The following is a 20,540-nucleotide window of genomic DNA, read 5'->3' on the forward strand; positions in this document are numbered from 1 at the left end:
CATAACAGAGCGCCGCACCAAGCGGGCATTTCCTAAAACGCTTTTGCCGGATGTCGGGGCGAGAGTGGTTTGCGAAATCCCCCACTTCCATTTATTTGGGGACTCTCTGTGTTGAGCCTCGCCTCCCATGGAACGGTCCCCGTTATGTTGAGGACGATAGTGTGATGGAACAAGCTCGACCCATTCGCCGTGCACTGCTGAGTGTGTCTGACAAAACTGGCATTCTGGAATTTGCCAAGGCACTCAACGAGCGTGGTGTTGCCCTGCTCTCCACGGGCGGTACCGCCAAGCTGCTTGGCGAGGCGGGTCTGCCGGTGACCGAGGTCTCCGACTACACGGGTTTCCCTGAAATGATGGATGGCCGGGTCAAGACCCTGCATCCCAAGGTTCATGGCGGCATCCTCGGTCGTCGGGATCAGGATGACGCCATCATGGCCCAGCACGCTATCTCCCCCATCGACATGGTTGTCGTCAACCTCTACCCCTTTGCTGCCACCGTAGCCAAAGCGGGTTGTACCCTGGCGGATGCGGTCGAGAACATCGACATCGGCGGCCCGACCATGGTGCGTTCTGCCGCCAAAAACCACAAAGATGTCGCCATCGTCGTCAAAGCTGCCGATTATGATCGGGTTATTCGCGAAATGGATGCCAACGGCAACAGTCTGAAACTGGCGACCCGTTTCGATCTGGCCATCGCAGCCTTCGAGCACACCGCTGCCTACGACGGCATGATCGCCAACTACTTCGGCACCATGGTTCCTTCTTACGGTGACAACAAGGAGGGTGACGAGGAGTCCTGCTTCCCGCGCACCTTCAACAGCCAGTTCATCAAGAAGCAGGACATGCGTTACGGCGAAAACAGCCATCAGGCAGCCGCCTTCTACGCCGAAGAGCATGCCGCGCCGGGTTCTGTCTCCAGCGCTACCCAGCTGCAGGGCAAGGCGCTCTCCTACAACAACATCGCCGATACCGATGCGGCGCTGGAGTGTGTGAAGGAGTTCGACGAGCCGGCCTGCGTCATCGTCAAGCATGCCAACCCCTGCGGCGTGGCCATCGGTAACGACCTGCTGAGTGCCTACGATCGCGCTTACCAGACCGACCCCACCTCCGCCTTTGGCGGCATCATCGCCTTCAACCGCGAGCTGGATGGCGCCACTGCGGCAGCCATCGTGGCCCGCCAGTTTGTCGAAGTGATCATCGCCCCCACCGTCAGCCAGGAGGCCCGCGATGCGGTCGCTGCCAAGCAGAACGTGCGTCTGCTCGAATGCGGTCAGTGGACGGCACCGGCGCAAGGCTTTGACCTCAAGCGCGTCAACGGCGGCCTGCTGGTACAGGAGCGGGATCTCGGCATGGTGACGCTGGGTGATCTGACCGTGGTCAGCAAGCGCCAGCCGACCGAGGCAGAGCTGCAAGATCTGCTGTTCTGCTGGAAAGTGGCCAAGTTCGTCAAATCCAACGCCATCGTCTACGCCAAAGATGGCCAGACCATCGGCGTTGGTGCCGGCCAGATGAGCCGCGTCTACTCCGCCAAAATCGCCGGTATCAAGGCGGCGGATGAAGGGCTGACCGTGGCGGGCTCCGTGATGGCCTCCGATGCCTTCTTCCCGTTCCGCGATGGTATCGATGCTGCCGCGCAGGCCGGTATCTCCTGCGTGATCCAGCCGGGTGGCTCGATGCGCGATCAGGAGGTGATCGACGCCGCCGACGAGCACGGCATGTGCATGGTCTTCACCAACATGCGCCATTTCCGTCATTGATGGGTCAGGGGCTGCCGATGGCGGCCCTTTTGTTGTCTCTTTTCAACTGACTATTTCCACTGGTTGACGGCCCGGGTGGCCGTCCAGTGACCACAAATAGAAGCGAGCGATACGATGAAAGTACTGATCATTGGTAACGGTGGCCGTGAACACGCCCTGGCCTGGAAGGCCAAACACTCCCCGCTGGTACGCCACGTTTTTGTGGCGCCGGGCAATGCGGGCACCCAGCTTGAGCCGGGTGTCGAGAACGTCGCCATCGAGGCAACCGATATCGAAGGGCTGCTGGCCTTTGCCAAAGAGAAGCAGGTCGGCCTCACCATCGTCGGGCCGGAAGCGCCGCTGGTGAAAGGGGTGGTGGATGCCTTCCGCGCCGCCGGTCAGCCGATCTTTGGCCCGACCGCTGCCGCTGCCCAGCTGGAAGGCTCCAAGGCTTTCACCAAGGATTTCCTGGCCCGTCACGCCATCCCGACTGCCGAGTACCAGAACTTTACCGAAGTGGAGCCTGCGCTCGCCTACTTGCGCGAGAAGGGCGCCCCCATCGTCATCAAGGCCGATGGTCTGGCGGCGGGCAAGGGGGTGATTGTCGCCATGACCTTGCAGGAGGCGGAAGACGCGGTGCGCGACATGCTCTCCGGCAATGCCTTTGGCGAAGCTGGCTCCCGGGTGGTGATTGAGGAGTTTCTGGAGGGGGAAGAGGCCAGCTTCATCGTCATGGTCGATGGCGAGCACGTGCTGCCGATGGCCACCAGTCAGGATCACAAGCGGGTTGGCGACGGTGATACTGGCCTCAACACCGGCGGTATGGGGGCTTACTCCCCGGCACCAGTGGTAACCGCCGAGGTACATCAGAAAGTGATGGAGCAGGTGATCATGCCGACCGTGCGCGGCATGGCGGCCGAAGGCAACGTCTACACCGGTTTCCTCTATGCCGGTCTGATGATCGACGGTGCAGGAAATCCCAAGGTGATCGAGTTCAACTGTCGTTTCGGCGATCCCGAGACCCAGCCCATCATGCTGCGGATGCAGTCCGATCTGGTGGAGCTCTGCCTGGCCGCTTGCGCAGGCAAGCTGGATCAGAAAGAGGCCATTTATGATCCCCGCGCCGCTATCGGCGTGGTGCTGGCGGCGGGAGGCTATCCCGGCGATTACAGGACCAACCACCCCATCAGCGGCTTGCCGGTGGATGAAGTGGCGGGCGAGAAGGTGTTTCATGCCGGTACCCGCCTGGAGGGCGATACCAGCCTGACCGCTGGCGGCCGCGTGTTGTGCGCCACCGCCCTCGGCCACACAGTGGCAGAAGCCCAGCAGCGTGCCTATCAGCTCGCTGGCCGCATCAAGTGGGATGGCGTCTTCTACCGCAAGGATATCGGCTGGCGCGCCATTGCTCGCGAACAGGAGTAACTGACGCACGCAAATGGCCAGCTGATTCAGACCCCGCTACGGCGGGGTTTTTTGTCCCTGTTTACCGTTTTCAACCATCTTCATGGTGCGCGTCACCGGCGTTCAATCAGTTACCAAGCGCAAACAAGCGCGGCATATCTGTCACTATTTGCCACAAAAAACAGCATTTTTCACAAACGTTTCACCATGAGTCATGGCATCATGCTGGTGATGAATTCTTGTTTGGATTCATAAGTACCCCTAACAATTCGAGCATGTCGTTATATAAGGAAATCCCATGTTGAAAACCGTCCGCCCCCTGCTGCTGCCCCTGATGTTTGGCCTGATGACCCTGCCTGCCGTGGCGGGTGATCTGGAACAGCCGATGAAGAAGATTGGCTTCAACTACAAGCAGGCCGTCAAGGCTGATGATGCAGCCACCATGGAGAAGCACATCAACGAGATGAAGGCCCAGCTGGATGTGGCCAAGCAGAAGAACATGCCGGCCGCCAAGAAAGAGAAATTCCTTGAAGGGATGAACGAGGTACAGACCGAGCTGGACGCTAGCCTGGCCGCACTCAAGGCGGGTGATGAGGCCAAGGCGCGCGAACATCTGGCCAAGGTCAACGACCTGAAGAAGGAGTACCACAAATATGCCAAGCAAAAAGGGTGAGTCCTTCCGCTGGGATCCGCTGGTTCGCCTGACCCATTGGGGCTTGGCGGCAGTCTGCATCGGCAACCTCTGGGTTAACGAAGCGGGGGAGGAGTGGCACGAGTGGCTGGGTTACGGCGCCATTGGGCTGGTCTCCTTGCGTCTGCTCTGGGGGCTCACTTTTGCCCGTGGCTACGCTCGCCTTGGTGCCCTCATCCCCAGTGGTGAGGATTTTCTCCAGCAGGCGCGCGAGATGCGTGAGCGGCAGCCTCCGGCACCGGGTCATCACGGCAGCGGCAAGCTGGCTGTGTGGGCGCTCTGGCTAGTTGTGCTGGCCACTGCTGGCAGCGGCTGGTTTCAAAATACCGAGACGGGATTTGAACTGGGGGCTGACGAGTGGCATGAGTGGTGCGTGGTGGTGCTGCAGGGGTTGATTGGTCTGCACTTGCTGGCCATTGTCTTCACCTCCTGGCGTCAGCGCAGCAATCTGGTTACCCGGATGCTGCCCGCCGGGCGTCGCTCATCCATCCAGAGCGGCAGCAACGAGCAAACCTGAGGCTCAGCATTAGGCTCCTTGTCTCTGAGTGAGGCGCCTGATCCGGACCCTGCCCAGACCCGCCTATGGCGGGTCTTTTCTATGACCTCATCGAGCTCATCACTGGATATTGCTCGTTCGGCAGATGCAAAAAGGCCGCTCATGATGAGCGGCCTTTTTCAATTTGGTGGCCCCTGGGGGACTTGAACCCACGACCAATCGATTATGAGTCGACTGCTCTGACCAACTGAGCTAAGGGGCCAAATTGTGCGTTTAGCGGCGTGGATTATAGGGGAAGAGGAAAGGGCAGTCTATAGGCATATCAACCACTTGGCGACTAATTGTCCAGGTCGATAGAGGGTGCAAAGCCGGTCGCAAGGGTAAATGCCAGACAAAACAAAGCCCCGCATGGCGGGGCTTTGGCAGAGCAGTTTGACACAGGGTCAGGACTATTCGTCCAGGAAGCTGCGCAGCACTTCCGAGCGGCTCGGGTGGCGCAGTTTGCGCAGTGCCTTGGCTTCGATCTGACGAATACGCTCACGGGTAACGTCGAACTGCTTGCCCACTTCCTCGAGGGTGTGGTCAGTGTTCATGTCGATACCGAAACGCATCCGCAGCACCTTGGCTTCGCGGGCGGTCAGGCCAGCCAGCACTTCGCGGGTGGCGTTGCGCAGGCTTTCGCTGGTCGCGGCATCCGCTGGCAGAGCCAGGGTGGTATCTTCGATAAAGTCGCCCAAGTGGGAATCTTCATCATCACCGATGGGCGTCTCCATGGAGATAGGCTCTTTGGCGATCTTCAGTACCTTGCGGATCTTGTCTTCCGGCATGCCCATGCGCATGGCCAGCTCTTCCGGGTTCGGTTCACGACCCATCTCCTGCAGCATCTGACGGGAGATACGGTTGAGCTTGTTGATAGTCTCGATCATGTGCACCGGGATACGGATGGTACGGGCCTGATCCGCGATGGAGCGGGTAATGGCCTGACGGATCCACCAGGTAGCGTAGGTCGAGAACTTGTAGCCACGACGGTATTCAAACTTGTCTACCGCCTTCATCAGACCGATGTTGCCCTCCTGGATCAGATCCAGGAACTGCAGACCGCGGTTGGTGTACTTCTTGGCGATAGAGATAACCAGACGCAAGTTGGCCTCAACCATCTCTTTCTTCGCACGGCGGGCTTTAGCCTCACCGATGCTCATGCGACGGTTGATATCCTTGATCTGGGCAATTGACAGACCGGTCTCTTCTTCAATCTGTTGCAGCTTGCCAATGGCACGCTGAATATCCTCGTCCATTTCAACCAGACGGGGAGACCAGGCTTTGCCAGCCTGCTTTTGGTATTCGAACCAGGCAGTTTCGCACTCGTTGTTGGTGAAGGCCGCGACGAAGGTTTTCTTCGGCATCTTGGCCTGCTCAACGCAGAGCTTCATGATGATGCGTTCCTGCACGCGGACACGCTCCATCATTTCACGCATGTTGTTGACCAGGCGATCGAACTGCTTGGGCATCAGGCGGAATTGACGGAATACATCGGCCAGCTGGGCGATGGCGGCCTGGGTATCGTCGTGGGCGCGACCATTCTTTTGAATGGAGAGGCGAGTCACTTCATACTGGGCACGCAGTTCGCCGAACTTCTCGCGAGCAACTTCCGGATCCGGACCACCGTCACCGTCGTCGTCAGAGCTGTCGCCATCTTCGTCTTCGTCTTCTTCGTCCTCTTCATCTTCGTCGGCCAGATCGTCTTCGCCGAGTTCGGAACCGATATGCGTGGCGGTAGGCGCCATATCTTCAGTTTCGTTCGGATCAATAAAGCCAGAGATGATGTCAGAGAGACGCAGCTGCTCGGCTTCGTACTTGTCGTACTGTTCGAGCAGGTAAGTAATTGCTTCAGGGTACTCGGCTACGGAGCTTTGTACCTGGTTGATACCGTCTTCGATCCGCTTGGCGATGTCGATTTCGCCTTCACGGGTCAGCAGTTCGACGGTACCCATTTCCCGCATGTACATGCGGACGGGATCGGTCGTGCGACCAATCTCAGATTCAACAGATGCCAGAGCCTGGGCCGCTGCTTCGGCAGCGTCCTCATCGGCGGTACCACCTTCAGCCATGATAAGGTCATCGGCATCCGGAGCGTTTTCAACCACTTGAATGCCCATATCGTTGATCATCTGAATGATGTCTTCGATCTGGTCTGAATCGACAATGTCTTGCGGGAGGTGATCGTTCACCTCGGCATAGGTCAGGTAGCCCTGTTCTTTACCTTTGGCAACGAGGAGTTTAAGCTGAGACTGCGGGGTTTGCTCCATAGAACTCATCCGGTTGGTGTTGCTAGGTTGCGCGTACAGTGCGCTGCTGCGCAAATAGCCAATTCTAATAGAAAACCGCCAGACATGCTATGTCTGGTTGCGGCGTCGGTCATGAGAAACCCCTGCCCGCAGTATTGTCGGGGCCAGGCGGTTATAAAATTTTTGCTTTTCATCCCGTCGATTCGGGCAACGCTATCCATATTGGGACTAATCACTCAAATATCAAGCCCCACTCTCATTTCTTTTCTCAATTTGCACCTCTCTTATCAGCATCATCAGCTCTTGGGTTTCTTCGGAGCTTAGTCCTTCCTGAGCCACTTTGGCCTGCAATTCTTCGATCCGCTGTTTCAGAAACTGGTTGATGAAGCCGACGAAGGTGTCCTGCAATTCTCCCAGAATATCCGGCTCCTGATCGAGTTTGATCTCCTCGAACAGGTCGTGCATGGCCAGCTGGGCGAGGATTTCCCCCTCTTTGGTGCCACGCCAGTGTTCCAGCAGGATACCAGTGGTAATACCGGGCTGTGCCAGGATCTGCTGGTGCAGTTGCAGCAGGAACTTGATGCCCTGTACGCGCAGTCCGGCCAATTCCGGCATGGGGGGAAGCTCAGCCGTTACTGCCGGATATTGCACCATCAGTGCCAGCGCACGCCGCAGTGGCGTCAGCTTGGCTGCCTTGGGTTTGTTGACCTCGGCCTTGGGCTGACTGTTGCGGGCAAAGAGCTCGGCGATGCGCTGTTTGTTCTCGCCCCAGCGCATCATGCTGGAGAGACGAGTGATCAGCCCTTCGCGGGTAAACCCTTCCGGTACGCGGCGAATAAGCTCGGCGGCCTTGTTGGCAACTTCGAACTTGCCTGCCTCACCGGATAGCGCCGCATCCCGGCCGAGACGCTCGAACATGAAGTCGGCGAACGGTTGGGCTTCATCGAGCAGGGCTTCAAAGCCCTCCTTGCCGATCTGGCGTACCAGCGAGTCGGGATCCTCGCCATCGGGCAGGAACACGAACTTCAGCTCGCGACCATCCTGCAGATGGGGGAGGGCATTATCCAGCGCGCGCCAGGCGGCTTCACGACCGGCGTTGTCACCGTCGTAGCAGCAGACCACCTCGGCGGTGGTGCGAAACAGGGTGTGGATATGGTCGCTGGTCGTTGCAGTACCCAGCGCCGCCACCGCATAGTCGATGTCGTACTGACCGAGTGCCACTACATCCATGTAGCCTTCCACCACCAGGATCCGGCGTGGATCCTTGTGTGCCTGCTTCACTTCGTAGAGACCGAACAGCTCCCGCCCTTTATGGAAGATGGGGGTCTCCGGCGAGTTCAGATACTTGGGGGTGCCATCACCCAGCACTCGGCCACCGAAACCGATCACCCGGCCACGCTTGTCGCGGATCGGGAACATGATGCGGTCGCGGAAACGGTCATAGCTGCCCGGGCCATTGTCACGGGTGATCAGCATGCCGCCCGAGATAAGCAGCTGCTCGTGATCCCGGCTGGTACCAAAGCGGCGGCGCACCTGATCCCAATCGCTGGGTGCATAGCCAATGTTGAATCGTTTGACCACTTCACCGGTCAGGCCGCGGCCTTTGAGGTACTCCACCGCATGAGGAGCACTCTTGAGGTTGCTCTCGTAGAAGCGGGCAATCTGGTTCATCAGCTCGAACAGATCCTTGCTGACGGCGGGCTGGCTATTGGCCGAGCCGCCGATGCTCTGCTCGCGAGGCACCTGCATGCCCTGCATGCTGGCGAGCTCTTCGATGGCATCGGGAAATTCGAGACCGTCGTACTCCATGACAAAGCCGATGGCGTTGCCGTGGGCGCCACAACCGAAACAGTGGTAGAACTGCTTCTCCTGGCTGACGGTAAAAGAGGGGCTTTTTTCGTTATGAAAAGGGCAGCAAGCCTGGTAGTTCTTACCGGCTTTTTTCAGCCGCACTCGCGAGTCGATCAGCTCGACTATGTCTGTGCGTACGAGCAGATCGTCGATAAAGGATTGGGGGATCCTGCCTGCCATAACCGTCCTGTTTCATTGCGGAGAAAATAAAAAAGCCGCGCATTCCAAGGGAAGCACGGCTTCTTCGACCAAACAAGAGAGTTGCCTGTTACGCCAAGCGGGTTTTCACCTGAGCACTGACGGCGCCGACATCGGCACGCCCCTGAATTTTCGGCTTCAAGACAGCCATGACCTTGCCCATATCAGCCATGATGGCAGCACCACTTTCAGTGATGGCTTGCTCGATCAGGGCGGCAATTTCATCTGCGGTCAGCTGTTGCGGCAGGAATTCCTGCAACACAACGATCTCGGCGGACTCTTTGTCGGCGAGATCCTGGCGACCGGCAGCTTCAAATTGGCTGATGGAATCGCGGCGCTGTTTGACCATTTTGGTCACGACAGCGAGGATATCCTCATCATTCAGCTCGATACGGGTATCGACTTCACGTTGCTTGATTTCTGCCATCAACAAGCGGATCGCTCCCAGACGTGCCTTATCTTTGGCAAGCATGGCGAGTTTTTGCTGATCCTTGAGTTGATCCTTCAGAGACACGGCAATATCTCCCGATTAGTACAGGCGGATACGACGTGCGTTTTCGCGAGACAGCTTCTTGGCGTGACGCTTGACAGCAGACGCTTTGGCACGCTTACGAATGGTAGTCGGCTTCTCGTAGAACTCACGGCTACGAACTTCGGACAGGATACCGGCTTTTTCGCAAGAACGCTTGAAACGACGCAGAGCAACGTCAAACGGCTCATTTTCACGGACTTTGATTACTGGCATGTGCCTTTCACCTCAGTGATAAATTGTTAGCTGACCTTCAATCGATCAGCATGTCTTAAAATGGTGCGAAATTATACTCTGGACAGGGAATGAAAGTAAACCCGCAGAGATCGCTCTGGTTTAAAAAACCCGCGAAGGTTACCATAGCCGTCTCATTTTAGCAGTGAAATTTTTTAGCAATGCGTGTATTGGGCATAGAGACATCCTGTGACGAAACCGGGATCGCGATCTTCGACGATCAAAAAGGGATCCTTTCCCATCAGTTATACAGCCAGGTCAAGCTGCATGCGGACTACGGTGGCGTTGTCCCCGAACTCGCCAGCCGGGATCATGTTCGCAAGACGATCCCGTTGATCCAGGCCGCATTGCAAGAGGCGGGACTGGGCAAAGATGACATCGACGGCATCGCGTATACCGCGGGTCCGGGTCTGGTTGGCGCCATTCTGGTGGGGGCGACCATTGGCCGCTCGCTGGCGATGGCGTGGAACAAGCCGGCCATTGCCGTCCATCATATGGAAGGGCACCTGCTGGCCCCCATGCTGGAAGAGAAAGCTCCCGAGTTCCCCTTCGTGGCGCTGCTGGTCTCCGGTGGTCACTCCATGCTGGTACGGGTTGATGGCATCGGCAGTTATCAGCTGCTGGGGGAATCCATCGATGATGCCGCTGGCGAAGCGTTCGACAAGACCGCCAAGCTGATGGGGCTGGACTATCCGGGTGGTCCGCTGCTCTCCCGTCTGGCCGAGAAGGGCACCACCGGACGTTTCCACTTCCCCCGCCCCATGACTGATCGCCCAGGGCTCGACATGAGCTTCTCCGGCCTGAAGACCTTCACCGCCAACACCATCGCCGCCAATGGTGATGATGAGCAGACACGTGCCGATATCGCTCGGGCGTTTGAAGATGCGGTGGTCGATACCCTGGCCATCAAGTGCCGTCGTGCTTTGAAAGAGACCGGTCTTAAGCGTCTGGTGGTCGCCGGTGGTGTCAGTGCCAACCGTCATCTGCGTGCCCAGCTGGCGGAGCTGATGGAGAGCCTCAAGGGCGAGGTGTTCTATCCGCGCACTGAATATTGCACCGATAACGGCGCCATGATTGCCTATGCCGGTATGCAGCGCCTGAAAGCGGGCGTGTTTGAGCCGCTGGCGGTCAAAGCCGTGCCGCGCTGGCCGCTGGATACTCTGGATCCGGTCTGATCCGACGGATCCCGCCTTCTGGCGTGGTGCTGAGTACCATGGTGGCCTACTGCTCCTGCAATCCGGCAGCGGTGGTTATAGCGCCGCTGGTAGGCTGTTGTGGTGTCTGCTGTCGCCGTGGTTGAGCCATCCGGATAAGAGGTCAGCTCTCGTGCTGGCAGACTGCAAAGTACAGAGTTAAGAGATAAAAAAATCCCCGCCAACTGGCGGGGATTTTTATTTGGCGATCGGCATGCGATGAATTACAGCAGGATACCGCCGAAGAAGAAGCCCAGCGCCACGGCAATCGCGATGGTGGCGGTGCCGGGGATAAAGAAGGGGTGGTTGAACACGGCTTTGCCGATGCGGGTTGAGCCGGTGTCGTCCATCTCTACCGCGGCCAGCAGGGTCGGGTAGGTCGGCAGTACGAACAGGGCGCTCACGGCCGCGAAAGAGGCGATGGCGGTCAGCGGGCTGACACCCAGTGCCAGAGCGGCAGGCATCAGGGCCTTGGTGGTTGCACCCTGTGAGTAGAGCAGCATGGCGGCGAAGAAGAGCACCACGGCCAGCAGCCAGGAGTACTGGTTCAGCAGGTCGCCAGCGATCAGCTGGATGGTGTCCATGTTGCCTTTCACGAAGACGTTACCCAGCCAGGCCACACCCAGTACGCAGATACAGGCGGACATACCGGACTTGAAGGTCGGCATGTTGGTCACTTGAGTAGCGTCCAGTTTGCACACCAGAGTCATGATGGTGGCAGCGGCCAGCATGATGCCCATGATGGCGCCATCGCGGGGGATCGGCGGGTTGGTGATGAGGCCAACTTTACCGGAGATCGCGGTGGCATAGGCCATGACGGCCACGATGGCAGCGATGAAGATCCAGACGGACAGCTTGGCGTAGGGTTTGATTTCCAGCTGGCTGGTGCCGCGCAGCTTGATCTGGCCCTTGGCTTTACGCTCCAGATAGACTTCGTCCTGCTCCAGCGGCTTGCCCATCATGTTGGCAATGAAGGCACCCAGAATACAGGCCAGGAAGGTGGAGGGGATGCAGATGGCTAGCAGGGTCAGGTAGTCAACACCGAACGGCTCGAGCATGCCGGAGAAGGCAACCACAGCGGCAGAGATCGGGGAGGCTGTGATGGCGATCTGGGAGGCGACAACCGCGATGGAGAGCGGGCGGGATGGGCGGATCCCCTGCTCTTTGGCCACTTCTGCGATAACCGGCAGGGTGGAGAAGGCGGTGTGACCGGTACCGGCCAGCATGGTCATCAGATAGGTGACGACCGGGGCGGCGAAGGTGATGTATTTGGGGTTCTTGCGCAGCGCTTTTTCAGCCAGAGAGACCAGATAGTCCATCCCGCCAGCCAGTTGCATACAGGCGATGGCGCAAATGACGGACGCAATGATCATGATCACATCCCAGGGGATGTAGGTGACCAGCTGGTCGCTCGGGATCTGCACCCCGAGGCCCCAGGTCAGGACCAGAACCCCCAGACCACCGGCAAAGCCGATGCCGATGCTGCCTATCCGGGCGCCCAGATAGATAGCGGCGAGCACGACAAGTAACTCGATTCCAATCATAGCGATAACTCCATTTTTTAGTTTTTTGGTTTTTATTTGGCAAAAAGCCAATTCCCGATCGGGCTGGGGATAAAGACCAATCGGGAACTGACTTTAAATGGGCCGGGAAGATCCCGGCCCATGCGTCGCTTATACAGTGGTTTCGCGAGTGAAACGCTTGGCCTTGTATTGCGGGTTCATCAGGTTCTCGATGGAGAGGATCTCGTCCAGCTGCTCGGCGCTCAGCAGGCCGCGCTCCAGTACGACTTCACGTACGTTCTTGCCGGTCTGGGCGCAGATCTTGCCAACGATGTCCCCTTCGTGGTGACCGATGAAGGGGTTCAGGTAGGTCACGATACCGATGGAGTTCAGCACGTGGTTCATGCAGATTTCCGGGTTGGCGGTGATACCTTCCACGCACTTCTCGCGCAGGGAGATACAGGCTTTTTCCATCAGGCTCAGGGATTCGAACATTGCCTGACCAATCACCGGCTCCATGACGTTCAGCTGCAGCTGACCGGCTTCGGCGGCGAAGGTGATGGTGATGTCGTTACCGAATACCTTGAAGCAGGACTGGTTGACCACTTCCGGGATAACCGGGTTGACCTTGGCCGGCATGATGGAGGAACCAGCCTGCATTTCCGGCAGGTTGATCTCTTTCAGGGCAGTGCGCGGGCCGGAGGAGAGCAGACGCAGGTCGTTACAGATCTTGGACAGCTTCATGGCCAGACGCTTGATGGCGCCGTGCAGCATGACGTAGGCGCCGCAGTCGGAGGTTGCTTCGATCAGATCTTCAGCCGGTACATAGGCACGGCCGGTGATCTCGGCCAGACGCTTGATGGCCAGTGCAGAGTACTCGGGCGGGGTGTTCAGACCGGTACCGATGGCGGTAGCGCCCAGGTTCACTTCCAGCAGCAGCTCCTGGCAACGCTTGATGGATTTGATCTCTTCACGCAGGGTCACGGCGAACGCGTGGAACTCCTGACCCAGGGTCATCGGCACGGCGTCCTGCAGCTGGGTACGGCCCATCTTCAGGACTTTTTTGAACTCTTCAGCCTTGGCATCGAATGCCGCGATCAGGTGCTCCAGCGCGTGCAGGGTCACGTCAGTGCTGTTGACCACGGCCACGCGGAAACCGGTGGGATAAGCATCGTTGGTGGACTGGCACTTGTTGACGTGGTCGTTCGGGTTGATGACGTCGTAACGGCCTTTCTCCAGACCCATGATTTCCAGGGCGATGTTGGCCAGTACTTCGTTGGTGTTCATGTTGACGGAGGTGCCGGCACCACCCTGGTAAACGTCGACCGGGAACTGGTCGAAGCATTTGCCGGTGTTCAGCATCAGGTCGCAGGCTTCTACGATCTTGTCAGCAATTTCAGGACGGATGGTACCGAGCTCGCCGTTTGCCAGTGCAGCAGCTTTCTTGGTCAGCACCATACCGCGGACGAATTCCGGAACGTCAGAAATCTTCTGAGAGCTGATCTTGAAGTTCTCGACAGCGCGCAGGGTGTGCACACCGTAGTAGAGATCATTGGAAACTTCTTTGGTGCCCAGCAGGTCTTCTTCAATGCGGACGTTCTTGATGTCGCTCATTGTAATGCCTCAGAAATCAGATAAATGGAAAAATCCTCACCGAGTGGTCGCGAGTTCCTTGCGCACGGCTCATCCTGAAGCACCACACATCGAGTGGGGCGGTTGGGAGAATGACCTCCCGAAAAACTAATCAATATACTACTCCAATTGAGGTATCGGTTATTAGAGGTGGATCACTAAATTTGCGACATTTTCAAATTCCTTTGAGGAAAGTACACATATGTTATGAAGTTTTTATCATGATGATTTTTATAAATTTTTGTGACTTTTTGCTGGTTTTTTAGATTGCTGATGACGTAGGAGTCAGTTGGCCAACTTGAAAAGAGGGGGGCAGCCCCCATTTATTCAGGGCAGAAAGTGGTGATGACGGGGCGGAAAAATCGCCTCTGACCATCGTTGAATGGGTGCCACTTTTTCTCAATTTACCGGTGCTGGAGTGGATATGGGCAAGTTGTTTTTGTTGTTGGTGGGTCTGGTGGTACTGGAGCTCACCGTGATGATCGAGGTCGGCTCGGTGATCGGGGCGCTGCCGACTGTCGGCTTGCTCATACTGACTGCGGTATTGGGCTCCTCGCTGGTGCGCAGTGAAGGGATCAAGACCCTGTTCAGCGCCCAGCAAAAGATGCAGATGGGCGAGATGCCGGGCCGCGAGGTGATGGGAGGCATGATGCTGGCGTTGGCCGGTTTGCTGCTGATTATCCCGGGTTTCGTGACCGACATTTTCGGTGTGCTGTTGCTGCAACCCTGGCTGCGCAACAAACTGGCTGACAAGCTGATCGGCAGCAGCCAGTTCCGGATGCAGATGGGCGGTTTCCAGCGTACTCAATCACCGTTTGGCAACGCACCGTCCGATGATCATCTGGGGAATACCAAGCAGGGCGGTACCACCATCGAAGGCGAATTTGAGCGCAAAGAGTGAGTGTAAAGAGTAATCGACGAGACGAAAACCCGAGGCGAGTGACTGAATCAGGGTTTGCCCTGATGGCACAGCGCCTCGAAGCGGTGTCGGGCATACCACCATGCGAGGGTGCCCGCCGCCAGATTGGCCAGCAAGATCCCCAGATATATCCCCTGTTCTCCCCCCAGCTTTGCCCCCAGCCAGGCTCCTGGCAATAGAAAACCAAACAGCCGCAATCCGTTGAACAAGAACGAGATACTGGATGCCCGCACGCCATTGAGTGCCGAGGCCAGCAGCATCACCATGCCCTGAAAGCCGTAACCGATCGGCACCAGATGCAGATAGAGAACAATCAGGCGAATCACCTGCGGATGATCGCTGAAGAGGTTGGCGATGAGTGGTGCCAGCAGCCAGGTCAGGCCATAGACCGCGAGCTGAAACAGCAACGCAAAACTCATGCAGCTTTGCAGCGCAGCCTTGGCGCGGGCTGGATTACCGGCACCGCAGTTTTGCGAGATGAAAGGGGCCAGTACGGAGGCGAGGGCCATCATCACAATCAGCAGCAGCGCCTCAACCCGCGATGCGGCGCCGTAAGCGGCTACCACCTCGGTACCCAGACCCGCAAAGATCGTCATCAACACCGCATTGGCCAAGGGGTTGAGCATATTGGTAAAAGAGGCGGGGACGGCGACATGGAGCAAGGCCCGCCAGTGGGTCAGCAACCGGGCCCGCGGCGAGAGGCGCCACAGCAGCAAGCCCTCCCGATGACGCAGGATATAGAGGCTGACCAGCATCGCCATCAACCAGGAGATAGAAGTCGCGATGGCTGCCCCGCGGATCCCCCACTCGGGAAAGGGGCCGATACCGAAGATCAAGAGAGGATCCAGTACCCCGTTGACCAACCCGGCTACTGCCATCACCAGACTGGGGGTTTTAGTATCTCCGGTCGCCCGGATGGCGGCATTGCCCACCATGGGCAGCACCAGCATGGGGACGGTCAGATACCAGATCAGCATGTAGTCATGGATAAGGGAGATAAGCTCGGCACTGGCCCCCAGCAGAGTAAACAGAGGCTTGATGGTTAGAGCCCCCCCCGCGGAGAGCAGGGCCACCATGATCACCGCCAGAAACAGACTGTCGGTGGCGAGATGGGCCGCCTCATCGTGTTTGCCCTGCCCCAGGGTATGACCGATCACCGCTGACAATCCGGCGCCCAATCCCATCGCCAGCGAGGTAACCACAAAAGTGACAGGAAAGGTAAAACTGATGGCGGCCAGAGCTTCGGTGCCCAGCATACCGATAAAAAAGGTATCGACCAGATTGAAGGCCAGAATGGCGATGATGCCGAAGATCATGGGGCCCGTCATCTGGCGCAGTACGACCGGAATAGGGGCTGTCAGCATGGGGTTGGTGCGGGTCAAAGGCTCGTCTCTACAGCTGGCTTTGAAGGTTCTGGCATCGAAAACGGGCGGCTTGAACCGACCTTGCACCAGAGTGCGGACATGGCTGAACCATCGAAGATGTTTATAGTACGTGAAAAAATTTTTTTTGTATTTGCCCTTGAAGGGTTAGCAACTCTGCCCCACATCAGGGACATATCCGATTTGGCCTGGAACGGCCATTCCTCGAAGCAACAATGAGACTCATTTTGGGAGAGTTATCGATGAAAATTCGTCCACTGCACGACCGCGTCATCATCAAGCGCATCGAAGCTGAAGCCAAATCTGCCGGCGGTATCGTCTTGACTGGTACTGCGGCCCAGAAGTCCACCCGTGGTGAAGTGCTTGCCGTGGGGACTGGTCGTATCCTGGATAATGGCGAAGTCAAAGCGCTGGCCGTGAAGGTTGGTGACAAAGTTATCTTCAACGAAGGCTACGGTGTGAAGACCGAGAAGCTGGATGGTCAGGACGTCCTGATCCTCTCCGAAACCGACATCCTGGCGATTGTCGAAGAGTAATCCATCCTCCTTTTCCCCGAATTGATTTAAGGATTGAAGAAAAATGGCAGCTAAAGACGTTAAGTTTGGTAACGAAGCCCGCATCAAGATGCTGGAAGGCGTAAACATCCTGGCTGATGCCGTCAAGGTGACTCTGGGCCCGAAAGGTCGCAACGTGGTGCTGGACAAGTCCTTCGGCGCCCCGACCATCACTAAAGATGGTGTTTCTGTTGCGCGCGAAATCGAGCTGGAAGACAAGTTCCAGAACATGGGCGCCCAGATGGTCAAGGAAGTTGCTTCCAAAGCGAACGACGCTGCGGGTGACGGTACTACTACTGCAACCGTTCTGGCTCAGGCTATCGTCAACGAAGGTCTGAAAGCCGTTGCCGCCGGTATGAACCCGATGGATCTGAAGCGCGGTATCGACAAGGCCGTTGTGGCTGCTGTTGCTGAACTGCAAGCACTGTCCCAGCCGTGCGCTGACAGCAATGCCATCGCTCAGGTGGGCACCATCTCCGCCAACTCCGACGAGAAAGTGGGCAAGCTGATTGCCGAAGCCATGGACAAAGTGGGTCGCGATGGCGTCATCACCGTTGAAGATGGTCAGGGTCTGGAAGATGAGCTGGCGGTTGTCGAAGGTATGCAGTTCGACCGTGGCTACCTGTCCCCCTACTTCATCAACAAGCAAGAGACCGGTTCCGTTGAACTGGACGACCCGTTCATCCTGCTGGTTGACAAGAAAGTCTCCAACATCCGCGAAATGCTGCCGGTGCTGGAAGGCGTTGCCAAAGCTGGCAAGCCACTGCTGATTGTTGCTGAAGACGTAGAAGGCGAAGCGCTGGCGACTCTGGTGGTCAACACCATGCGCGGTATCGTGAAAGTGGCTGCCGTCAAGGCGCCTGGCTTCGGTGACCGTCGCAAGGCCATGCTGCAGGATATCGCCGTACTGACTGGCGGTACTGTCATCTCTGAAGAAGTTGGCATGGAGTTGGAAAAAGCGACGCTGGAAGATCTGGGTCGTGCCAAGCGCATCGTCATCACCAAAGAGAACACCACCATCATCGATGGCGTGGGTGATGCAGGCGTGATCGAAGGCCGTGTTGCCCAGATCCGTCAGCAGATCGAAGAGACCTCTTCCGACTACGACCGTGAGAAGCTGCAAGAGCGCGTAGCCAAGCTGGCTGGCGGTGTTGCCGTGATCAAGGTTGGCGCAGCCACCGAAGTCGAGATGAAAGAGAAAAAAGCACGCGTGGAAGATGCTCTGCACGCTACCCGCGCCGCGGTTGAAGAAGGTGTGGTTGCCGGTGGTGGTGTTGCGCTGGTTCGCGTTGCAGCCAAACTGGCTGGTCTGCGCGGTGACAACGAAGATCAGAACGTCGGTATCAAGGTTGCCCTGCGCGCCATGGAAGCCCCGCTGCGTCAAATCGTTATCAACGCCGGTGAGGAAGCCTCCGTCATTGCCAATGCAGTGAAGAACGGCGAAGGCAACTTCGGTTACAACGCTTACAGCGAACAGTATGGCGACATGCTGGCCATGGGTATCCTGGATCCGACCAAGGTAACCCGTTCCGCCCTGCAGTTTGCCTCTTCCATCGCCGGTCTGATGATCACCACCGAGTGCATGGTCACCGAACTGCCGAAGAAAGATACCCCTGCCATGCCTGACATGGGCGGCATGGGTGGCATGGGCATGATGTAATTATCCCCCTTGCTCTGTTTGACAAACGGCTCGCTCAAGGCGAGCCGTTTTTTTATATCTGGCTAAACTGAGTCTGTTGAGACAGCAAATATGGGGGCGATATGAAAATGTTTGGTTGGCTGACACTACTGTGTTCATTGATCATCATGCCGGTGATGGCTGCTGAGGCGCTGACTGGGCCGGTGATCCTGAAAGTGGGTGGCAACATCAGGTCGGCAGACGAAGTTGATGGCAAGGTGTTGTTTGATCTGGCAAAACTGCAGGCTCTGCCGCAACATGAGATAGTGACAGGCAACCCGTGGGTGGATAAGCCGCACACCTATAGAGGCCCAAAACTGGCCGATGTGTTGGCTGCAGTCGGTGCGGATGGCAAGACCATTACGTTGACGGCACTGAACAGTTTCCAGATCCGCATTGAATGGGACAAGGTTGCCAAATACGAGCCCATCCTCGCATGGGAAGACAACGGCGCTGTCATGCGGGTGCGTGACAAGGGGCCGGTCTGGTTTATGCTGCCTCTTGATCAATATCCGGAATTGAAGCGATCCGAATATACCGACATGATGATCTGGCAGCTGGATTTGATAGACATTCAGCACTGATAAAAACAGCACGGGAGCATGGGGTGAAAGGAAAGACCAGGGCGTGGCCACTGCTCGTCATTCTGTATGTATCCATCCTGTCGTTTACCGGGAGCACCCTCTATTGCCTGATGCAGATTCAGAATGCGACCAGAGCGATGGAGAAATACACCTATGATGTCTCCTGGGCGCTGATGCAGTTGCAGTTGGAGCTCGGGCGTTTCCTCAATGCAGTAGAGGTCTATCACTATGGCGGGATTGATCATGACACCTTGATGCTACGTTATGACATTCTCTGGAGCAGAACGCCCATCCTGTTGAGCGGCCAGCTGCGCAAGAGCATGCAGGACAAGCAGAAAACCTTGCGTCTGGTGCAGTTGATTGAAACCAATATTCGCCAAATAGAGCCCGACATCACCAAGTTGCAAAGCGGGGCATCTGACTATCAGCAGATCATGATGCGCCTTGCCCCGCTGCAAGAGCCGCTCTCCTACTCCCTCGCTTCTGTGATGCAGAAGAACATTAACGTCTATTCCGAGAACGATCGCCATTTTGGCCAATTGCGCAATGCCTTGTTGCTGATGGTCTCCGGTCTGGTCATGTCAGTGCTGCTGCTCAGCATGCTGCTTATATATGAAGGGCGTCGCCATTTCAGAGCGGCCAGACGGGATCCGCTGACCGGGTTGTCCAATCGGGTTGCCTTGCTGGAGCGGATGGAGCTGTACGCCACACAGGAAGTGCCGTTTGGGCTGGTGCTGGTCGATATCAACGACTTCAGGGATATCAACAGCAAGTTTGGCTATGACACCGGTGATTATCTGCTTTGTGAGTTTGCCACCCGGATCCGAGTGCTCTGCGAAGAGGGAGAGTGGAGCGGACGTCTGGGGGGGGATCAATTTGCCATTATCCAGCGTGGCAGCAGCGATCTGCGTCAGGTCAGGGAGCTGGTAGCACGACAGCTGCATGCGCTGAAGCAAGATATCGTCTATGACAACTATCCCTTCCGGCTTGAAGTCGGGATCGGGATTGCCTTCTATCCGATGGACAGCGACAAGACTCAGGAGTTGTTGAGTCGTGCGGAGCAGGCCCTGTTCCATAGTCGCAAGACCCATGTCCCCTATGTGATTTACGATAACTCCCTGCTCAACGAGACGGCGCGGCGTAAACATTTGGCGTCGGATATGATCATGGCGCTGGAACACAATGCGTTGGAACTCTATTACCAACCCATCGTCAACCTAGAGAGTGGCCGCTGCGAAGCTGTCGAGGCTCTGCTGCGCTGGCGGCATCCTGAGCTCGGCTTCATTCCGCCAAACGAAGTTATCATGGTGGCTGAGGAGTTCCAGCTTGCCGAAAGGGTTGGCAGCTGGGTGCTGAACACAGCTTGCGAGCAGCTCTATCAGTGGCACCAGCTTGGTATGGTTGATCTACAGATGTGCGTGAATATCTCGCCAGGCATGTACCAGCGTAATTTGCTCAAATTGGTAGCCAAGGCATTGATGGAGCACCACCTGCCTGCCCGTAGCCTGGTCTTGGAGGTCACGGAAGATACCACCATGCGCGAAGTGAAGAACTCGCTGCAACTGATGCAGGATCTCAATCAGCAGGGGGTACTGCTGGCATTAGACGATTTTGGGACTGGTTATTCCTCTTTGAGTTATCTGCAAAAGTTACCGGTCAGCAAGGTGAAGATCGA

At 57.1% G+C, this 20,540-nt stretch carries 17 protein-coding genes and 1 tRNA gene (1 of these 18 running past the window's edge); 10 read left to right on the forward strand and 8 right to left on the reverse strand.

What is annotated here, in order from left to right:
* Window positions 1-164: 164 nt before the first annotated feature.
* The 4 genes from purH (at window position 165) to ACTG1P_RS16915 (ending at window position 4,345) form a co-directional block, all read left to right on the forward strand.
* Window positions 165-1,757: a bifunctional phosphoribosylaminoimidazolecarboxamide formyltransferase/IMP cyclohydrolase gene (gene purH, locus ACTG1P_RS16900; RefSeq protein ID WP_440001773.1), complete on the forward strand. Its 1,593-nt coding sequence runs from the start codon at window positions 165-167 to the stop codon at window positions 1,755-1,757.
* 114 nt (window positions 1,758-1,871) lie between these two features.
* Window positions 1,872-3,158: a phosphoribosylamine--glycine ligase gene (purD, locus tag ACTG1P_RS16905; RefSeq protein WP_440001774.1), complete on the forward strand. Its 1,287-nt coding sequence runs from the start codon at window positions 1,872-1,874 to the stop codon at window positions 3,156-3,158.
* A 277-nt stretch (window positions 3,159-3,435) separates the two neighbouring features.
* Window positions 3,436-3,810 (forward strand): cytochrome b562, encoded by a 375-nt coding sequence (locus tag ACTG1P_RS16910; protein ID WP_005349056.1) that lies wholly within the window; start codon window positions 3,436-3,438, stop codon window positions 3,808-3,810.
* Window positions 3,791-4,345: a cytochrome b/b6 domain-containing protein gene (locus tag ACTG1P_RS16915; protein WP_440001775.1), complete on the forward strand. Its 555-nt coding sequence runs from the start codon at window positions 3,791-3,793 to the stop codon at window positions 4,343-4,345. The genes ACTG1P_RS16910 and ACTG1P_RS16915 overlap by 20 nt, the downstream gene beginning before the upstream one ends.
* A gap of 164 nt (window positions 4,346-4,509) precedes the next feature.
* Here the strand turns inward: ACTG1P_RS16915 and ACTG1P_RS16920 are convergent.
* The 5 genes from ACTG1P_RS16920 to rpsU form a co-directional block, all read right to left on the reverse strand.
* Window positions 4,510-4,586: transfer RNA gene (locus ACTG1P_RS16920), tRNA-Ile, on the reverse strand.
* Window positions 4,587-4,773: 187 nt separating this feature from the next.
* Window positions 4,774-6,669, reverse strand: coding sequence for an RNA polymerase sigma factor RpoD (gene rpoD / locus ACTG1P_RS16925; protein WP_290439001.1), 1,896 nt, complete (start codon window positions 6,667-6,669; stop codon window positions 4,774-4,776).
* A gap of 183 nt (window positions 6,670-6,852) precedes the next feature.
* Entirely contained in the window at window positions 6,853-8,640 is a 1,788-nt protein-coding gene (gene dnaG, locus ACTG1P_RS16930; protein WP_005340565.1) for a DNA primase, read from the reverse strand.
* Between the two features lie 88 nt (window positions 8,641-8,728).
* Window positions 8,729-9,172: a GatB/YqeY domain-containing protein gene (locus ACTG1P_RS16935; RefSeq protein WP_042084472.1), complete on the reverse strand. Its 444-nt coding sequence runs from the start codon at window positions 9,170-9,172 to the stop codon at window positions 8,729-8,731.
* A 15-nt stretch (window positions 9,173-9,187) separates the two neighbouring features.
* Window positions 9,188-9,403 (reverse strand): 30S ribosomal protein S21, encoded by a 216-nt coding sequence (gene rpsU, locus ACTG1P_RS16940; protein WP_005309452.1) that lies wholly within the window; start codon window positions 9,401-9,403, stop codon window positions 9,188-9,190.
* Window positions 9,404-9,582: 179 nt separating this feature from the next.
* Here rpsU and tsaD point away from each other — a divergent pair, with 179 nt between their 5' ends.
* Window positions 9,583-10,596 carry a tRNA (adenosine(37)-N6)-threonylcarbamoyltransferase complex transferase subunit TsaD gene (gene tsaD, locus ACTG1P_RS16945; protein ID WP_005349085.1) on the forward strand — a complete coding sequence of 338 codons (1,014 nt, stop codon included), beginning with the start codon at window positions 9,583-9,585 and terminating at the stop codon, window positions 10,594-10,596.
* Between the two features lie 242 nt (window positions 10,597-10,838).
* On the opposite strand, the gene ACTG1P_RS16950 is transcribed toward tsaD, so the two are convergent.
* Both ACTG1P_RS16950 and aspA read right to left on the reverse strand, forming a co-directional pair.
* Window positions 10,839-12,158, reverse strand: coding sequence for an anaerobic C4-dicarboxylate transporter (locus tag ACTG1P_RS16950; RefSeq protein WP_440001776.1), 1,320 nt, complete (start codon window positions 12,156-12,158; stop codon window positions 10,839-10,841).
* 129 nt (window positions 12,159-12,287) lie between these two features.
* Window positions 12,288-13,730: an aspartate ammonia-lyase gene (gene aspA, locus ACTG1P_RS16955; protein ID WP_440001777.1), complete on the reverse strand. Its 1,443-nt coding sequence runs from the start codon at window positions 13,728-13,730 to the stop codon at window positions 12,288-12,290.
* Window positions 13,731-14,172: 442 nt separating this feature from the next.
* On the opposite strand from aspA, the gene ACTG1P_RS16960 reads away from it, so the two are divergent.
* The gene (locus ACTG1P_RS16960; protein WP_259584081.1) at window positions 14,173-14,649 is read left to right on the forward strand and encodes an FxsA family protein; all 477 of its coding nucleotides are present in this window, start codon (window positions 14,173-14,175) and stop codon (window positions 14,647-14,649) included.
* Between the two features lie 47 nt (window positions 14,650-14,696).
* Here the strand turns inward: ACTG1P_RS16960 and ACTG1P_RS16965 are convergent, their stop codons facing one another.
* A complete protein-coding gene (locus tag ACTG1P_RS16965) occupies window positions 14,697-16,031 on the reverse strand; it encodes an MATE family efflux transporter (protein WP_440002316.1) in 1,335 nt (444 codons plus the stop codon).
* A gap of 260 nt (window positions 16,032-16,291) precedes the next feature.
* On the opposite strand from ACTG1P_RS16965, the gene ACTG1P_RS16970 reads away from it, so the two are divergent.
* From ACTG1P_RS16970 to ACTG1P_RS16985, 4 genes are all read left to right on the forward strand, one after another.
* Window positions 16,292-16,585: a co-chaperone GroES gene (locus ACTG1P_RS16970; protein ID WP_005340573.1), complete on the forward strand. Its 294-nt coding sequence runs from the start codon at window positions 16,292-16,294 to the stop codon at window positions 16,583-16,585.
* Between the two features lie 43 nt (window positions 16,586-16,628).
* Window positions 16,629-18,263: a chaperonin GroEL gene (gene groL, locus ACTG1P_RS16975; RefSeq protein WP_005340575.1), complete on the forward strand. Its 1,635-nt coding sequence runs from the start codon at window positions 16,629-16,631 to the stop codon at window positions 18,261-18,263.
* A 101-nt stretch (window positions 18,264-18,364) separates the two neighbouring features.
* Window positions 18,365-18,865: a molybdopterin-binding oxidoreductase gene (locus tag ACTG1P_RS16980; RefSeq protein WP_201983621.1), complete on the forward strand. Its 501-nt coding sequence runs from the start codon at window positions 18,365-18,367 to the stop codon at window positions 18,863-18,865.
* 23 nt (window positions 18,866-18,888) lie between these two features.
* Window positions 18,889-20,540 carry the 5' portion of a putative bifunctional diguanylate cyclase/phosphodiesterase gene (locus tag ACTG1P_RS16985; protein ID WP_440001778.1) on the forward strand. Its footprint extends 280 nt past the window's final position, so the window shows 1,652 of its 1,932 coding nt (coding positions 1-1,652); the start codon lies at window positions 18,889-18,891; its stop codon lies off the right edge, out of view.

This window comes from Aeromonas sp. 11P, assembly GCF_051920165.1.
Lineage (GTDB): Bacteria > Pseudomonadota > Gammaproteobacteria > Enterobacterales > Aeromonadaceae > Aeromonas > Aeromonas veronii.

Bases quoted from the DNA above. Each gene is read 5' to 3' on its own strand.
- purH (WP_440001773.1), top strand. From the start codon at position 165: ATGGAACAAGCTCGACCCATTCGCCGTGCACTGCTGAGTGTGTCTGAC.
- purD (WP_440001774.1), top strand. From the start codon at position 1,872: ATGAAAGTACTGATCATTGGTAACGGTGGCCGTGAACACGCCCTGGCC.
- ACTG1P_RS16910 (WP_005349056.1), top strand. From the start codon at position 3,436: ATGTTGAAAACCGTCCGCCCCCTGCTGCTGCCCCTGATGTTTGGCCTG.
- ACTG1P_RS16915 (WP_440001775.1), top strand. From the start codon at position 3,791: ATGCCAAGCAAAAAGGGTGAGTCCTTCCGCTGGGATCCGCTGGTTCGC.
- dnaG (WP_005340565.1), bottom strand. From the start codon at position 8,640: ATGGCAGGCAGGATCCCCCAATCCTTTATCGACGATCTGCTCGTACGC.
- rpsU (WP_005309452.1), bottom strand. From the start codon at position 9,403: ATGCCAGTAATCAAAGTCCGTGAAAATGAGCCGTTTGACGTTGCTCTG.
- tsaD (WP_005349085.1), top strand. From the start codon at position 9,583: ATGCGTGTATTGGGCATAGAGACATCCTGTGACGAAACCGGGATCGCG.
- ACTG1P_RS16950 (WP_440001776.1), bottom strand. From the start codon at position 12,158: ATGATTGGAATCGAGTTACTTGTCGTGCTCGCCGCTATCTATCTGGGC.
- aspA (WP_440001777.1), bottom strand. From the start codon at position 13,730: ATGAGCGACATCAAGAACGTCCGCATTGAAGAAGACCTGCTGGGCACC.
- ACTG1P_RS16960 (WP_259584081.1), top strand. From the start codon at position 14,173: ATGGGCAAGTTGTTTTTGTTGTTGGTGGGTCTGGTGGTACTGGAGCTC.
- ACTG1P_RS16965 (WP_440002316.1), bottom strand. From the start codon at position 16,031: ATGCTGACAGCCCCTATTCCGGTCGTACTGCGCCAGATGACGGGCCCC.
- ACTG1P_RS16970 (WP_005340573.1), top strand. From the start codon at position 16,292: ATGAAAATTCGTCCACTGCACGACCGCGTCATCATCAAGCGCATCGAA.
- groL (WP_005340575.1), top strand. From the start codon at position 16,629: ATGGCAGCTAAAGACGTTAAGTTTGGTAACGAAGCCCGCATCAAGATG.
- ACTG1P_RS16980 (WP_201983621.1), top strand. From the start codon at position 18,365: ATGAAAATGTTTGGTTGGCTGACACTACTGTGTTCATTGATCATCATG.